14 protein-coding genes are annotated in these 16,898 nt (G+C 49.6%); 7 read left to right on the forward strand and 7 right to left on the reverse strand.

All coding sequences use genetic code 11. The annotated features are described in order from the left end of the window. Positions 1 to 61: 61 nt before the first annotated feature. The 5 genes from ACL7TT_RS03205 to ACL7TT_RS03225 form a co-directional block, all read right to left on the reverse strand. On the reverse strand, positions 62 to 835 hold the full coding sequence (locus tag ACL7TT_RS03205) for an MBL fold metallo-hydrolase (RefSeq protein WP_413393124.1): 774 nt from the start codon (positions 833 to 835) through the stop codon (positions 62 to 64). Continuing rightward, complete coding sequence (bamC, locus tag ACL7TT_RS03210) at positions 835 to 2,025, reverse strand: outer membrane protein assembly factor BamC (RefSeq protein ID WP_413393126.1); 1,191 nt, start codon at positions 2,023 to 2,025, stop codon at positions 835 to 837. Before bamC ends, ACL7TT_RS03205 begins: the two co-directional genes overlap by 1 nt. Positions 2,026 to 2,060: 35 nt before the next feature. Further along, complete coding sequence (gene dapA, locus ACL7TT_RS03215) at positions 2,061 to 2,936, reverse strand: 4-hydroxy-tetrahydrodipicolinate synthase (protein WP_413393128.1); 876 nt, start codon at positions 2,934 to 2,936, stop codon at positions 2,061 to 2,063. 93 nt (positions 2,937 to 3,029) lie between these two features. Next, positions 3,030 to 3,995, reverse strand: coding sequence for an LpxL/LpxP family Kdo(2)-lipid IV(A) lauroyl/palmitoleoyl acyltransferase (gene lpxL / locus ACL7TT_RS03220; RefSeq protein WP_413393130.1), 966 nt, complete (start codon positions 3,993 to 3,995; stop codon positions 3,030 to 3,032). A gap of 100 nt (positions 3,996 to 4,095) precedes the next feature. Then, a complete protein-coding gene (locus ACL7TT_RS03225; RefSeq protein ID WP_299944507.1) occupies positions 4,096 to 4,329 on the reverse strand; it encodes a DUF2789 family protein in 234 nt (77 codons plus the stop codon). A 1,147-nt stretch (positions 4,330 to 5,476) separates the two neighbouring features. On the opposite strand from ACL7TT_RS03225, the gene ACL7TT_RS03230 reads away from it, so the two are divergent. The 7 genes from ACL7TT_RS03230 (at position 5,477) to ACL7TT_RS03260 (ending at position 12,718) form a co-directional block, all read left to right on the forward strand. Then, positions 5,477 to 6,727 carry an NAD(P)/FAD-dependent oxidoreductase gene (locus ACL7TT_RS03230; protein WP_413393132.1) on the forward strand — a complete coding sequence of 417 codons (1,251 nt, stop codon included), beginning with the start codon at positions 5,477 to 5,479 and terminating at the stop codon, positions 6,725 to 6,727. Between the two features lie 1,189 nt (positions 6,728 to 7,916). After that, positions 7,917 to 9,113: an acyl-CoA dehydrogenase family protein gene (locus ACL7TT_RS03235; RefSeq protein WP_299944511.1), complete on the forward strand. Its 1,197-nt coding sequence runs from the start codon at positions 7,917 to 7,919 to the stop codon at positions 9,111 to 9,113. Positions 9,114 to 9,128: 15 nt separating this feature from the next. Next, a complete protein-coding gene (locus ACL7TT_RS03240) occupies positions 9,129 to 9,920 on the forward strand; it encodes an SDR family oxidoreductase (RefSeq protein WP_299944513.1) in 792 nt (263 codons plus the stop codon). Between the two features lie 27 nt (positions 9,921 to 9,947). Continuing rightward, entirely contained in the window at positions 9,948 to 10,400 is a 453-nt protein-coding gene (locus ACL7TT_RS03245; RefSeq protein WP_299944515.1) for a MaoC family dehydratase, read from the forward strand. Positions 10,401 to 10,441: 41 nt separating this feature from the next. Next, positions 10,442 to 11,647: an acetyl-CoA C-acyltransferase gene (locus ACL7TT_RS03250; RefSeq protein ID WP_413393135.1), complete on the forward strand. Its 1,206-nt coding sequence runs from the start codon at positions 10,442 to 10,444 to the stop codon at positions 11,645 to 11,647. A gap of 36 nt (positions 11,648 to 11,683) precedes the next feature. Beyond that, positions 11,684 to 12,157, forward strand: coding sequence for an SRPBCC family protein (locus ACL7TT_RS03255; protein WP_413393137.1), 474 nt, complete (start codon positions 11,684 to 11,686; stop codon positions 12,155 to 12,157). Between the two features lie 57 nt (positions 12,158 to 12,214). Next, positions 12,215 to 12,718 (forward strand): nuclear transport factor 2 family protein, encoded by a 504-nt coding sequence (locus tag ACL7TT_RS03260; protein ID WP_413393139.1) that lies wholly within the window; start codon positions 12,215 to 12,217, stop codon positions 12,716 to 12,718. A gap of 291 nt (positions 12,719 to 13,009) precedes the next feature. On the opposite strand, the gene ACL7TT_RS03265 is transcribed toward ACL7TT_RS03260, so the two are convergent. Then, complete coding sequence (locus tag ACL7TT_RS03265; RefSeq protein ID WP_413393141.1) at positions 13,010 to 15,052, reverse strand: DUF3604 domain-containing protein; 2,043 nt, start codon at positions 15,050 to 15,052, stop codon at positions 13,010 to 13,012. Positions 15,053 to 15,085: 33 nt separating this feature from the next. Next, positions 15,086 to 16,720: a hypothetical protein gene (locus tag ACL7TT_RS03270; protein WP_413393143.1), complete on the reverse strand. Its 1,635-nt coding sequence runs from the start codon at positions 16,718 to 16,720 to the stop codon at positions 15,086 to 15,088. Positions 16,721 to 16,898: the final 178 nt, after the last annotated feature.

The following is a 16,898-nucleotide window of genomic DNA, read 5'->3' on the forward strand; positions in this document are numbered from 1 at the left end:
GACCAAAACGTTGTCGGATTAGAGAGGCACAAACTGGCCATTGACTAGAGGAGTGGGGCAATTAACCACGGCCCTCAACAGCAAGCCAGCCAAATCCCGCTTCTTGACAGGCAAAAAGGCTATTCCCCGCACCAGCCACAGCATCTGCCAGCGCCTCTTGGACAAGTGCCAATTGATTATTTTTCTCACTGATATGGGCAAGCACCAGGTGCTGGAGCTGCTGATAGCCCACCCGCTGCAGAAATCCGGCAGCCTGCTGGTTGCTCAAATGCCCATAGGCACCACCGACGCGCTGTTTTAAACGCCAGGGATATGGCCCCTGAGCCAGCATCCCAGGGTCGTGATTGGCCTCCAGAACCAGGGCATCGCAATCGCCAAAATGCGCCTCCACATGGGGGGTCACGGTGCCCAGGTCGGTCAATAGCCCGAGACTGCAGCCACAACTGCGAAAAACAAACTGCGCAGCCTCACGGGCATCATGGGGTACAGCCACCGGCGTAACCTGAATATCGCCAATCGTAAACGGCTGGTGCCCCTCAATCAGGTGTATCTGGGGCAGCCTGCCTATACTGCGGGCACGGAGGGTTCCGGGGGTCAGGTAAATTGGCAGTCCGTACTTGCGCGCAAGGGGCGCTACTCCCGACAGGTGATCGCTGTGCTCATGGGTTACCAGTATCGCGCAGAGGTCCGATGGGGATATGCCGAGTCGCGCCATACGACGCTCGGCCTCCTTAATGGTGAAGCCACAATCCACTAACAGACTGTGGCTGCCACTGGCGACCAAGGTGCCGTTGCCCCTGCTGCCGCTCCCCAGGGAAGCGAAGCGCAGGCCCATTAAATCAGGTTCTGCTGGATAGAAAGCAACAGTTGGGAGGCCTTAGCTCTGGACAGGGGCTGGCCGCGTGTATCGCGGATGCGCACTTCAATCTCGTCATCGTTGCCCCGTATAACGACCAGATAGCCGGGATATGCCTCATCGGGGTTCGCGCTCACACCCAGTCCCCTGATTTCCCTAAATAGAGGAGACTCAACCTCTGCATCCGGATCGATACCGGCGAGAATCTGCTGCAGGGTCACCTGATCCGCACTTTCCGCCAGTTCGTCCTCTTTATCCCCGCTGCTCCAGAAGAACCAGCTACCGCCCTCTTCCTCGCTGTCGGCCAGCTCTCGATCCTCATCGTAGGTCACGTAGAAGAGCCCGATATCGGAATCTTCGCGGTGCAGGCGATAGGCGCCGGCATTGACCGCATGGGCCACTGTCGCCCAGGCCCGCTCCATCTCCAACCCCATAGCGATATAGGGCTCGTGACCGACCGGCTCACGCAGCTGCACCTTGACCGTATCACCGCCGATGGCCTGGGCCACCAAAGAGGCCGAGGCACCGGAAGTATCGGTTGCCAGGGCAGTGGACATCTCGTCAATCATCCAGCCTTCACGCTCGGGACTCGTGGAGCGCTGAGGCCAGTTGACCATGCCACCCACCGGCGCTTCCATGGGCACGGACAGGTGGCGCACATGGACTTCCGTGGTATCCGGCTGTACGCCAGTTTCAATCTGCAGCCTGTATTTGTCTTTGGTTTCAGGACTTTCGTTGAAGGTCATCCAGGCGGTTTCCAAAGTACCGGCACTGGCATCAGACATTTCCACGCGCAGGTTCGAAGTGCGCAGGAAATAGTGCAGCTGTGGCCAGACTTCCTCCGGCGGTTGGGATATCAATACCCAGCGGTTACTGCCCAACTTTTGAATTTTAACCCTGTCCAGGCCCGCGTTGATGGAAAGCGCCTGGGGTCTGGGCACTTCAAAATCCCCCTGCCCCAGCTCGTCTGCGGCGATCTGGGGAATCTCGTAGAGCTCCTCCTGGTGCTTGGCAGTGACACCTTCAGGCATCTGCAGAGGCGGCAGGCTATCGGCCTGCTGATAGTCGTTGCTGCGGTCACGGAAATAGCCATCGTTGCCGAATACACCGCAGCCTGCCAGGGTAAGGCTGGAAATACAGAGCGCGGCTCCAACGGTCAATTTGTTCATGAAAGCTTATCCTGATTCGTTCTCAATTCGCGGGTTCAGAGTATGCCGGCACTGCGCAGGGCTTCGCGCACTGTAGCATGGTGCTGGGGGGAAAGGCTGGTCAGCGGCAGGCGAATTCCCCCGTCTATACGCCCCATTTCCCGCAAGGCCCATTTTACCGGTATCGGGTTGGACTCCAGAAACAGCACTTTGTGCAATATTTGGATACGCTGATCGATGGCCTGCGCGGTGACAGCATCGCCAGCCAGTGCGGCCTCACACATCTGGGCCACCGCAGCGGGCGCCACATTGGCCGTTACGCTGATATCGCCGTGCCCCCCCATCAACATCAGCTCCAAAGCGGTACTGTCGTCACCGGAGTACACGGCAAACCCCTCGGGCAGGGTATCCAATAACACCCTGGCGCGCGCCAGATCACCGGTCGCTTCCTTGATGCCGACAATATTGCCGGTGGTCGCCAGGCGCAGCACTGTGTCAGGCAGCATGTCAACAGCCGTGCGTGCGGGCACATTGTAGAGAATCTGCGGGATCGCCACCGCCCTGGCGATGGCCAGGTAGTGCTGGTACAGCCCCTCCTGGCTCGGTTTATTGTAGTAAGGCGTCACCAACAGGCAGGCGTCGGCGCCACACCGGGTGGCGTTTTCCGTGAGGTCGATGGCCTCCGTGGTAGAGTTGGCACCTGTTCCCGCGATCACCGGGATGCGGCCCGCTACCTGATCCACGACCCGCCGGATCATCTCCACATGCTCATGCACGTCGAGTGTGGCGGATTCCCCCGTGGTGCCAACGGTAACCAGCGCGCGGGTACCCTGCTCGATATGCCACTCGACCAGGTTGCGCAAACTGTCCCAGTCCAGGCTTCCATCTGCAAACATTGGGGTGGCCAAAGCCACCATACTGCCGGTAAACATTCTCACTCCTTCATACTTTGCGCTCGCCCTGGAACAGCACCGCCAGAAACGAACCCGTATGTTACTGAGGGCGCGGAATCTATGCCAGTGCAACTAGGTCGCCACGCGCCTGCGTTTCTTTTTCTTCTTACGCACACCTTCGTAAATATTGGCCGCGCCTTGCGGTCGGGTCTTAAAGCGGCGGTGTACCCACATGTACTGCTCCGGGGCTTCCAGGATACGCGCTTCAATAAACTGGTTGACCAGGACCGCATCCTGCTGTTCATCTCCCGAGGGGATCTGCTCAAGGGGTGGGTACACTTTCAGGCGGTACCCAAAACCATCGTCCAGGCGGGTCACCATATAGGGCACCACCTCGGCCCGCCCCACCCGGGCAAACCGCGATGTACCGGTGACTGTGGCCGCCGGGACACCAAAAAACGGGGCGAAAACCCCCTGTTTGATCCCGTAGTCCTGGTCCGGAGCATACCAGACCGCACGCCCCCGCTGCAGGGCGCGCAATACCCCGCGCACATCCTTGCGCTGGTAGACACAGCCATCGGCGGTGTGGCGTTCGCGCCCTTTGCGCTGCATATAGTCATAAACAGGGTTTTTGTGCGGCCGATACATCCCATCCAGTGTAATATTCATCCCCATCAAGGCCGCTCCCAGTTCCAGGGTGGTGAAATGCATGGCCATCAGCAGCACCCCGCGCCCCTCTGCCTGGAGAGTCTGCAGGGCCTCCAGGCCCTCAATAGCAACGCGCCTGCGCAGCCAGGGCGCCGAGCGGAACCACGCCATACCGGTTTCCATCAGGGCGATACCGCTGGATTCAAAATTGCGGTGCAGGAGTTGTGTGCGCTCGGCCTGGCCGAGCCCGGGGAAACACAACGCGAGATTGCGCTCGGCGATGGTACGCCGACTGGGCGCAAGTCTCAGCATTGCCCGGCCGATGCCGCGGCCCATGTGCAGCTGCCAGCGATAGGGCAGCTGCGCCACCAGGAACCAAAGTGCAAACAGCAGCCAGGTCAGCCAGTAACGGGGGTGCAGCAAGGCAGCTTGAAATCGCGGTTTTTCCATCGGATATCACTAAGCATCCGGCGCCCGGGCACCGGCTTGATTGATTGAATTCGGCGTAGTATACCCTATGGAGAAGAGCCCGCTCCGGAGCCGGAACGTTTCAGTGGCGCAGCAGGGAGTCCAACTCGTCAACGGCGACACACCAGTCGGAATCGTCCCTGATGGCGTCCTCGAGAAATTCCCGCTGCCCTTGGCTCCAAAAGGGGGCCGCTGACAATTTCTCGTGCCGGTGCAGGCTGTGAGCGATCAGAAACTCGTCTATCGCCGCATCCTCTGAAGCCAGCCCCAGCTGCGCAAAGAGGTCATTGAGGGTGTGATGCCCGGTGGTTTCCATAGAGCCTCCCATCGAATGTTGCCTGACTGCCCCCAGCTTAAGGTGGCTGTTCCCATTATAGATAGCCCCGCACCCGATGTACGCTGCCGGATTGGGATTCAATGGGTGCATGCATTCAATCGAGGGCAACTGCTCCGGCAGAATGTACCCCCACACATAACGCGTAACGACAAGCGCCGCGGTGGTCCGGCCATCGACAGCCGCAGCAGCTGACGCCTCGGCTAGGTTTCTTAGTATGAAAGTGAAAAGACGTATCGAAGAGGGATTTGGCTGGAGCAAAACAGTGAGCCTGGCCCGTCAAATCAAGGGGGAGGATTGGCGCGGGTCCATATCTTTTTCAACATGAGATCCATCAGTTGGAATTCAACGCGGAGGGTGAATCTGCCGGAAGGGTCCGCCTGATAAAATAAAACACACGAGGACACCCCGGGAAAATCGTGAATTTGGCACCAAAATCATTAAATTCTGTATTTTTTTATTTTCCCAAGAATGGAAACGGCATTTATGGACAATGCCGGGATTTTTCAACAATCTGTGAGGGCATCAATATTGTCTTTACATTAATTTGCAATCCCATTGTATATACAGGGACCCGGCCGCCCCAGCGCCGCTATCACCACCATCGAACTTTCACCAGCCTCTACACCCTGAACCGCTCGAATGCCTATTTTCCCAGGGTTGCATGATCTAATTTTCTACTGTCTAATTCTCTTATGCAGCGAAATTGCATCCATATCTGAATACTTATGCGCCAATCCGTAAAAAAACAGTTCAGGATACCTGCAGACTGACTGATAAAACATCTCAAGGCTAAAGCGCTGGTTGATACTATCGAAGAAGTGGCTACCTCAAAGACCCAGCAAATATTTTGGAAACACTGACTCGTGCCGTGAAAGACACGCTACCAGTGCGCAAATCGAGTAACCTTATGGTCGAACGGGATCTGGGCAAGCATGAAACCGTTGCTTCACTTAAGCCTCAGGCAAAACAGTATGGCTTTGTGAATACGGCTTGATTATCAAATATAAAAATTGTAGAACCGAGTAAAACAAGTGCGTTTGTTTTTATATTAAAGGGGTATGCTGGGTGTAATTAACCATAGGCCGCCCCTCGCAACTCTGTTTTGCCAACAGGAAGCCTCGCGACAATGGAATCAAAACAAAGATGTATTATTATTGGTGCGAGTCATGCTGCAGCACAACTCGCCCCTGTGTTGCGCCAAAGAGGGTGGGCTGGCATTATATCAATGATTTCCAATGAATACTACCTGCCCTATCACCGTCCCCCGTTATCCAAAGACTACCTTGCGGGCATAAAAAGCCTTGAACAGATGCTAATCCGCTCACCAGAAGTCTACCGCAAAAGTAATATCAGTATCTCCATGGGTGTGACGGCAACCTCCATTGATCGCACCAACAAACAACTGATTCTGGATGATGGCGCAAGCCTTGAGTATGACAAACTGGTGATTACCACTGGCGCACGAGTACGTAAAATCGACATCCCCGGCGCCGACTTAAAGGGGGTGTTTTATTTACGCAACCTTAATAACGCCCAAAAAATTAAACCATTTACTGGCAGTGATAAACGCGCTGTAATAATTGGTGGAGGTTACATTGGCTTGGAGACTGCGGCTGCACTGCGCAAGCTAGATATGCAGGTAACCGTGCTTGAAGCCTTGCCTGGTATTCTACAGCGAGTTACCGCTCCTGAAGTCGCCGATTTTTTTGCGAGAACACATCGTGAAGAAGGTGTAGAAATTGTAACCAATGAGCAGGCTATAGCCATAACCGGAGATAAAAAAGTGGCATCGGTGGAGTGTCTCAGTGGAGCTGATTATCCAGCGGATATAGTGATTATTGGCATTGGTGTGATCCCCAATGTCGAATTAGCGGCCGAGGCCGGCCTGCACATTGACAACGGCATAAAGGTCGACGAGTACGCACGCACTAACGATGTCGATATTTTAGCGGCAGGCGATTGCACCTCACACTTCAACCCTATTTATCAGCGTCAAATGCGCTTGGAGTCTGTGCAAAATGCCCAAGACCAAGCCTCGGTGGTTGCCAACACGCTGTGCGGCAAGCTAAAACCCTACGCCGCCCTTCCCTGGTTTTGGTCTGATCAATATGACCTGAAATTGCAGATCGCCGGTCTTTGCCAAGGCTATACTGATATAGTGATACGCGGAGATATAAAAGGTAGTCGGCATTTTTCGGTATTTTATCTTCAGGAGGATAAATTGTTGGCTGTGGATGCGGTCAATAGCCCTCAGGAATTTATGCTTGGCAAGCGGCTTATCCTCCAAGGCAATTCTATGGATGCCGGACAATTAGCAGACGAAAATATTGCACTGAGGGGCTTGCTGGCCAGTAGCCCGGTGACTGCAAACGCTTGACAAAACAACAATTCTAACATGTATGATTCACCCCCTTAAAATAGTTTAGGTTCAAACTTAAACTTTATCACTTAATGGGGTGGAAAAAGAGGTTAGCAGAAAGCTCGGTTAGCCGCGATGAGCATACGAAACTGTTCAGCCAAAACCGCGCGAAGAGGATGTCGAAATACTGCTCTCCCAGTACGGGTTGTGAATATATCCCTGTAGGTTCGTAATCGGCATCCATGCCTCATCTGATCCTGACAAAAGGGTATTCTTCCCTCGTACCTTACTGATAGCTATTTAGGCTGTGGTGTACTTGGTATTTGAATCCAAGGCATTTAATACCGAAATTTAGACATGCCAACAGTAACTTTCATACAAGCCAACATTTACAACAACGCATTTAATCCCAGTCGCGGAGTCAGCCTTATGCAGGGCACTACAGATAATATGCTTGATGGCATTGTTGTCAAGCGCGGTGGATCATTCAGCTGCACTACCTGCTACAACTAAATTGACGAAAAATGAGCTAATAAGGGGATTGCCGCCACCAATAGAAAACCGGCTTGTTAATCTGGCGAATATATTGTGATGGTTAAATACAGGCATGAAAAAGAAGGGGTACGCAATATACCATCACTACATTACCACCGGATTAAAAGGAATAGTTCCGAATTCAGTTTCGTGTTTTCACAGAGCCTGAGATCGGTGATAATCAGCCCTGTATGAATACAGAAGAGGATCTTGAGTAGCCATTCAGCGAGTGTGGAAGTTCAAAAATGGATCACTTGTATCGTTCTCTTTATGTGCGGGATCTCTATCGTTAAGCTGCAATGAAAGCGGCAAGCTCAGGCATAGTGGTATCGAGTTCAACTCTGTTCTTGGTGGTGACCCAAATAACATCCGTGGCGAAATAACTGAACGGAACTCAGAACGGGAATGCACGTTGCGCATCAGCGAAAAAGTATAAAATGGGCGAACATCTCTCGCCGACAACCGCACTAAAAACTAGCCACCCTTGATTCGCGATCCGATAAGAACCTCGCTGCATACTCATGGCTACGGATGGCGGAAGATGCAGCTAATTTAAAAAACTGCAAACTATTGTTTTCGATACTTTATTACCGAAGTAAAAATTTATCACCATACTCGAGAGACGGCGGGATATCGAGTGTTTAATTAAGGATTATTCCTTAGGAGATATCGGGTGAAACTTGGTTTTACCGCAGAGGATGAAGCGTTTCGTCAGGAAATAGCGAGCTGGCTAGAAAGAAATTTATGTGGCGAATTCGAATCAATCCGGTTTCGTGGCGGACCGGGCGACGAGCACAGGTTTTTCTTAGAGCGTGTGGCCTGGGAGAAAAAGCTTGCGGAGGGTGGATGGACGGGCGTGGGCTGGCCAAGAAACTTTGGAGGACGTGGCTGCTCACTGGAACAACAGGTAATCTTTTACGAAGAATATGCACGTGCGGGAGGCCCCGGGCGCGCCGGGCATATTGGCGAAGGCCTGGTGGCACCGACTTTGATGGCATTTGGCTCCAAACAGCAGCAACAGCGTTTTTTACCAAAAATTCTCGCCGGCGAAGAGTTTTGGTGCCAGGGCTATTCGGAGCCAGGTGCGGGCTCTGACTTGGCCAACGTAAGCACTAAGGCTGAGTTCGATTCGGCCGCACAAATATGGCGCTTGAATGGGCAAAAAGTCTGGACCTCCCTGGCGCAGGAATCTGATTGGTGTTTTGTGGTTGCCCGTACAGAACCGACGAGTAAAGCTCATAAAGGCTTGGGTTTTTTTCTGGTTGAGATGGATCAAGTCGGTATCGATGTCAGGCCAATACAACAGCTTAATGGTACTTCAGAGTTTAACGAAGTGTTTTTTGATGACGCACAGGTTGCTGCGGATTGCATTGTGGGACAACCTGGCGAAGGCTGGAAGGTCGCCATGAAACTACTCGGTTTTGAGCGCGGCGTCTCAACACTGGGGCAGCAAATGTTGTTCCAAAACGAGTTACAGGAAATTATTCTCCTTGCCAAACAAAATGGCGCTAGTAAAGACCCAAGTATTAGGCAACGTATTGCCGATGCCCATATGGGGTTGAAGATTATGCGTTATAACGCAATGCGTACTTTGTCTTCAGACCCGACCAATGTCGGGCTGAATCGCGCCTCAATAACTTACAAACTCTATTGGTCAATTTGGCATCGCAATTTGGGCAACTTGGCTATGGATATATTGGGGCCGGATGCAGATATTATCGAGAGCGAAGGCTATGACTTAAGCCGCTTGCAAACGCTATTTTTGTTTACCCGATCGGACACGATTTATGGTGGAACCAATCAGATTCAACGCAATATTATTGCTGAACGGGCACTTGGCTTACCCAGAGAACCGAGACCAGCAGTCTAATTCGGAGAAAAAGCCATGGCATTAAAAGAACCACCTGCTTATGTCGAAGGTCATAATTTGCTGACGGGCAAGTCAGTGCTGATCACCGCCGCCGCTGGGGCGGGTATTGGCTTTGCAGCAGCCACACGAGCTGTTGAAGAAGGTTGTAGAGGCCTGACAATCAGTGATGCGCATGCGGGCCGCTTAAACAAAGCAGTGGCACAATTAAGAAATAACCACCCGGAGATACCGGTGTTTGGTCAACTTTGTGATGTCACCAATGAAAGCGATGTACAGTTATTGATCAAGAAGGCCGAGGAGCAACATAGTGGTATTGATGTGTTAATCAATAATGCTGGTTTGGGCGGCACATGTAAACTGGTTGAAATGCCCGATAAGCAGTGGTCCAAAATATTGGATATCACCTTGACGGGTACCATGCGTATGATGCGTGCGATACTGCCATTAATGCAGGCACGCAAAAGCGGCGTCATTATCAATAATGCGTCCGTGCTGGGTTGGCGCGCACAGCAGGGACAAACCCACTATGCCGCCGCTAAGGCCGGGGTGATGGCTCTGACCCGCTGTGCGGCGATGGAGGCGGCCGATTACAAGGTGCGTATCAATGCGGTTTCACCGAGTATCGCTTTCCATGAATTTTTAAAGAAAACCACACCGATGGAATTGCTTGAAGAGCTTGCCGGTAAGGAAGCCTTCGGTCGCGCGGCTGAGGTTTGGGAGGTTGCCAATGTGATGATGTTTTTGGCCTCTGACTACAGCTCTTATATGACTGGTGAAATCGTATCGGTTTCAAGTCAAAGAGCCTAGATAAACAGAGATAAAGGTGGGTGAATCATGATTAGCGTAAAACAACCCCGGGATTTATTGCAGCAGGTCGGACAATCTTTAGGAGCTACCGAATGGATGGTTATCAATCAGGAAAGAATCAATCAATTTGCGCAGGCAAGCGACGACCATCAATGGATTCATGTTGACCCTGAGCGTGCGGCCATAGGCCCATTTGGAATGTGCATAGCACACGGATATCTTACGCTGTCGCTGGTGAGTAAATTCTTACCCGAGCTGTTACTAGTTGAGACTTATAGCATGGGAATAAATTATGGCTGTAACAAAATTCGATTCCCTAACTCAGTCAAAGTCGAGCAGCGAATTCGTGGTGTGGGTGAAGTAATTGCAGCAGAAACAAAGCCGGATAGCGTGCAGGTAGTTGTGCGAATCATTGTTGAAATTGAAGGTGAAGAACGCCCAGCCTGTGTGGTTGATACCATCTCGCGCTTTTACAATTAGAAGATTATAAGCGAAATGTAAAAGAAGGGTTTAAAAAAATTATGAGTGATGCATTGATAGTTGCAACGGCTCGAACCCCTATTGGCAAAGCCTATCGCGGAGCTTATAACAATACGGAAGCGCCTGTACTAGGCGGTACAGTCATCCGTGAAGCGGTTAAACGGGCAGAATTAGAGCCTGCACATATTGATGATGTGATTATGGGAGCAGCAGCGCCACAAGGCACACAGGGTTATAATATTGGTCGACTGAGTGCGATGGCGGCTGGTTTACCTGAATCGGTCAGCGGAATGCAAATCGATCGGATGTGTTCCTCTGGCATGATCGCTATTGGTCTCGCTGCAAAAAGTGTTTTAGCTGGAGAGATGAACGTCGCAGTCGCTGGTGGTGTCGAATCAGTTTCTCTAATCCAAAATAAATATAAAAACAGCCATAGGGCAGTTTCAAAAGCGGTGCTTAAGCAATCGGCTCATATGTATATGCCGATGATAGAAACGGCAGAATTGGTTGCCGAGCGGTATGGCATTAGCCGTAGCGCACAGGACAACTATGCATTGCAAAGTCAGCACCGCACGGCAGCTGCTCAGGAGAAAGGGCTGTTTGATGATGAGTTGGTTACTTTTGCGACAAATAAAAGAATCGTCAACAGAGAAACGGGTGAGGAGTCTTTTGAGCAGCTTGAACTGACGCGCGATGAAGGCAATCGCCCACAAACGACGCTGGCGTCGCTGGACTCGCTTGAGCCAGTGTATAGCGGTGGATCAATCATCAAACGTGGTAAGTATATTACTGCGGGCAATGCCTCGCAGCTTTCAGATGGAGCTTCAGTCTGTGTTGTTGCCAGTGAACAATATGCATCCCGGTACAATTTACCGGTGTTGGGTATTTATCGTGGTATCGCGGTGTCAGGCTGCGCGCCTGAAGAAATGGGCGTCGGCCCTGTGTATGCTGTCCCAAGGTTGTTAAAACAACAGAGTTTGTCGGTGAATAACATTGACCTCTGGGAGATCAATGAAGCCTTTGCCTGTCAAGTCTTATATTGCCGCGACCATCTGCGTATCGACAATGAAAAACTGAATGTTAATGGCGGCGCAATTTCCATAGGGCACCCTTACGGCATGTCCGGTTCGAGGATGGTGGGACATGCGCTGATCGAAGGAAGACGCCGAGGCGCAAAATACGTAGTATGCACTATGTGTGTTGGCGGTGGTATGGGTGCGGCCGGTTTATTTGAAGTGGCCGGTTAAATACAATCAGACAGATACAGGATCAAGGCCGACTGAATGAAAACTATTTCTGTGAATTGTGTTGCCAATGTGAGCGTTGAGGAAGCCTGGAAGAAAATGCGTGACCTGGGCAAACCACATTTTTATGTGCCCGGTTTAACGGGGGCTGAGATTACCAGCATTCAAAAGGAAGGGGTTGGCACCAGCCGCCGTGTCTACAGTGATCGAGCGCCGCTGATAGAAACAGTAACAGCCTGGGATGAGGGTCGAGGTTTCACGCTGAAATTACACAGTGATAGCGGTGATGGCATACCGCCTCTATTTAAAAACGCCAGTTTTCAATATGCACTGGAGCCAGTCTCTGAATTTGAAACCAAGTTAATCAACTGCATGCAATTTGAAATGAAGTGGGGCATTTTTGGTGATCTTCTGTACAAAATTATTATGAAATCGATGCATCAGATGCAAAAGAAAATTGTCATTTCACAAAAAAAGTATTATGAAACGGGTAAAGCACAAAAAATATCCTAAGATAATAATACCTTACCAAATACAAGCCATACTGGTTCTTATTTATTGGGGTATGAAATGAGTAACTTAGAATACCGAATTCAGACTCTTGAAGATATTGAGGAAATCAAGCAGTTAAAAGCACGTTACTGGTTTGCCTGTGATCAACGCGATGTCAGTGCAATTAAGGATTGTTTTGCCAAGCATGATATTTTCATCGATTTTGGTTTTATTGGAAAATTTACTGATCTGAACGAGTTCATTGCGCTTTTTATCGAAATGACAGGTAAGCCAAGCCATATCGATTTGCACCACGGGCTTGCCCCAGAAATTAAATTAACCGATCAACACTCCGCTAATGGCCGTTGGCGCATGCAGTTTCAATTGATCGAAACAGAGGCACAGGTAACCCAATTTATGGGCGGTTATTATATGGACAGCTACTGCAAACAAGCCAATGAATGGAAGATTCAAACCACCCAATATAATCTCACTTTCAATTTGATGATGCAAAAAGACAGCATCGGCGCAATGAAGTTGATTGAGATGGGGGCAATGTCAGGTTTAGCAATTGAGGTTTGATGATACTTATATTCGAAATATCCACTTTAAGATCACAGGTCTCAAAGCAGAAGATGCCGCTTTTTTTGAACTTCACCTCAATGAAGGTGAAGTTTAAACTGATGCAAGAATGTTTACTGCTATTTCAAGACTATGGTATATGAGTGAATAGCTGAAATCACTGCGAAAATGGATTGTCAAAATAAAATCTTACATCATGGGGAACCTTCCCGATAAGTTATGAGTATTATTTTTTTCGGCTAATTTTAAAAGCATCCCATAGGTAGTTCTCATAAAAATATTGTAATAGCTTTATGGTTGCATAGGCGTTAGCCATATGGGTGATGTCCATGCCAGTTCACGTATTTTTTTAAGGCTATCGTTTTTGCAACCTTTGGGACGCTCATGTATAGGCAAAGCCTCGCATTGCGCAGAACTCCATCTGTTCGATTCGGCTTCAGCAACACGCAAATAATAATAGGTGTTTAAGGACGGATCGTAGTCTGAATCAGTATAAACAGCGCACAGCACATCATCGCCTTCTGAATCAGCTCGTTCCATCGTGGCAATCTCCATAACTTTTACTCTTTTTTGTCCACTCTGATCCAGCCAGCCTTTAACAATTTGTAGTTTTTCCAAACCCTTGGCAGAGGGGTGTGGATCTCGCGTTGCTTGTGCCAGCATCTGAAACCCCTCTGTTTGGGGTGGCAATTTAGAGCCCATGGGTGTTCCATTTTGATAAGCCAACGCCAGCCAATTTTTTTCTTCACATAGGTTTGGAGGGTAGCGGCCGACAAAAAATCGTGGTGATATCCGTGTGCCCGATGTGCCAAAAGCTTCACGACGTTTCATGGATTGAAATAAAGCATCGCGGGAATTTTCAACTGCCCAAAGACCAGCAAGACCTCCAGGATTCGAGCTGCGCTTATTATAGCGGGCCAATATAGACTCCCCTAAGCGGTCCGCCAATGTAGTTTCATCAGCTATATGCCCTGACCAATTCGCTTCATTTGTTTGGCCTGGGGTACTGAGGTGGGTATCACTACTGCCAATGAAGCCAAACTCAAAGGGATTAACATGGTGATGATCTTCCACGTGGAGACCCTCTAACAACGCGCCGCGTAAAAAATCGTGGGAAGAAAGACAGTTACCTTTATAGAAATTATCCTTGGGGTCCATATCATCGGCTTCACACTCTTTGGTGATAACATCATACATACGGGGAATGTATGTAGAGAGGTCTATCGCTTTGTCGAGCTTACCGAGTTTTCGGATTGCCTCATAGTTACAGTATTCATCCTCATCACTCAAAATATCTATAAACCCGTTTTGACATTCGGAAGTGCCTTTATGTTGGGTAATTTCTGCTAGTCGATCAAATGCATTTCGCTGTTTGCGGTGAGCCTGTTGTGCTTCCTGTGAAAACCCTTGCAGAGCTTTTTGATTGAAGGCGTTGCCCCCGGAAAGATTGGAATTGTGCGGTATTGAAATTACATCACAGGTTTCAATATCTTGCCGACAGGAGGTTTCGAGCTTGCCGAGCAAACTGTGTAAATCTGGATATCCAATAAAAGTGGCAGGCAAATCCGGCACGGAGGCATTATTAAATATGGTATTTCGATGTAAGTGGTTGTTATTGCTCGTGCGAGTATATTCATAGCCAACGAAGCTGGTAAAGCTACAGTTTTCAGTTTTATCGTATGCCTTTTCAGCAGATTCAATCATTTCGCGCCAAACAATTCTGGTCGCTTCCTCGCAGTCCTGGTTGTTTTCTCCGCATACAGATCTATTTCTTTTAGGCCGCATACGGGCCATTTCTGTCAAAAATATACGCATGCCCGGCTGCCCCCCCTGCCGAAAGGTTTTACATGCCTTGGATGAATAGCCGGGGAACTTGCCTTCGTTGCGACAAATATAGCCTTCGCCCATTGTTTCAGAATGATCAGTCACCGCGACAAAATCAAGAGGCCGATCTAATTGCACAGAGAGTGGGGGGCTACCCTCTGGTACAGGCAGTGCGATGGGCGCACCCTTGGCATACCGGTAAGCATCATCAGGGTAGGTACGTGTCCCATCTGGATAGGCATCCGCTGAAACAGCGGTATGCACATGCAGATCGCCATAATAAGCTTTTTTTAGTGGATATTGAACAATACAGGGGCTACGCTCCTCTGAATATTTAAGTTCAGGCTGGTAGCCGAATGCATAATGTTCGGCTTGTGACTTAATTGAATCGGGAGAGATAATGACCTCGCTGCGGTCAATGCTATAGCGTGTTGTTCGAGAGAGCAAAAAATACGCTGCAATAATCAATATTAAAAAAAGAACTGTATATTTAAACCATTTTTTATTCATCTGTGTTTCTCGGTTTTGACATTGGCGTAATGCCTACTCATCACTTATCTCTTGCGCAGGTATCAGCCGAACGCGGCCCCAAGGGGTGCCGTAGTGAATGTTCCCGTCATTATCTATTAAGGTGGCAGAATATAAAGGGTTATAGCGTTGACCACCAATGACGTAATGGAATTTGGATACACCGGTATCCCAATCCAATCCTTCGAGTGTCCACTGATTATTACGCGCGCCAATCAGATAGGCCATATTTGAACCGATTCCAACGATGGGGACAGCACTGGGAGAACTAATTGATGGATTAACCCAATCTTCTCGCAATTGGCGCGAAACGGGGTCCCATTTAAATTTCTGCGCACCATAGGGCTGATGATCAGGATGGCTACCCAAATAACTTTGTAGCACGCTGACTGCCTGTTTGGGTAGATACCAGGGTATATTGTTTGCATTATTGTTGACCACCAGTGCGCCATATCCGGCAACAACAACAGATTGTTCAGACTGTATTTCGAATGCCTGTGTTTTACCCATATTGACCGGTAACTGCCCTGCAACTCGGCGACTGGAGGTGTTGCTCAACTGTTGCCAGTTGTCTGGAATAGCGTTGCGCCAAAACAGCACAAGGTTCATTTGGGGCTGGCCATCCGTAATCACCACAAATTGATCTTCCTCTCCGAAACCCATCAGCGAAGGGGTGGCGCCAGTGCCGTGTTTCCACTGATTAAGGTAGGGTTCAGTCCAGGCACCATCGGAAATATCGGTACTCAGCTTCTCACCAGTCCATACTACTTTATGAATATGCTCCTGGGAGGCGATATAAATACCGCCCTCTTGATCGATCGCAAAGCCGTTGCGAACCCAGCCATAACCAGCGCGTTGTGTTGCTTTGTTCTCGGCACCCTCGCTATGTCGAATACGAACTCGTTGATACTCGCTAAAGTCGCGCTTTACTGCAACCAGATAACCATGTTCAGTAGCAACGATTAACCTCCCATCGTAAGTTAGATTAATACCCACAATAGGGCCTGTTACCTCATCAGGTAGCTGCCATTGACGGAGTTTGATTATCGGCGAGCGTGAGTTCATCGGATTCTGGTCGCCATAAACCTGAATAAGACCTGACTTATTGCCGACATAATAGTTGTGGTCTTTATCAAGTACGGTATATAAACCAGACAAATTTTTGAGTTTCCATATTTCCATGAAACCGCGTATAACGGCTAACAATCCACTATTACTTTTGTCGAAACCGACAATTGATTTTTCGGCTTGAGATTCGGTATAGGGTTCAACGTTGGGTAAATAAAATTCAGTGATTGTCTGGTAGCTTTGGTAATCTAATTTCACCAGACGATCTAAACCATTACCCCAAAAAACGCGCTGCCCATCGACGTACTCACCCGATGTGAGGATACCCATAAGTCCGGGGCCACTGAAGTTATATTGCAATTCAGACGTGCTCAAGATTCTGCTTGGGCCCATTGGGCCCGGTTGTAAAACGGCATCCTGCTGAGCGGAATCACCGTGTGCCATCGCATTGTTGGAATCTGCTAAATATGGATTGCGCGCTGGCATTTCAAATTTTAGCAGTGTATCGGCAGATAGTGCCGTTAACGAAGAACATATAATATTGAGGGTTAATAACGCTATTATTTTGATGGATAGGTGCATGATATTTTTCTTGTATTATCTAGTACCTCTTCTAACAAGCCGATGTATTCTCCAACCTTACTACCGGGTCGGAAGAAAAGAATACCCCTCTCCCAGGATACGCTGTGAATACATCCTTGTACGCTCGTAATCAGCATCCATGCCTCATACGATCCTTGGAGAGGAGTATTTTTCCCTC

It is taken from the genome of Microbulbifer jejuensis, from assembly GCF_047289955.1.
Classification (GTDB): Bacteria; Pseudomonadota; Gammaproteobacteria; order Pseudomonadales; family Cellvibrionaceae; genus Microbulbifer.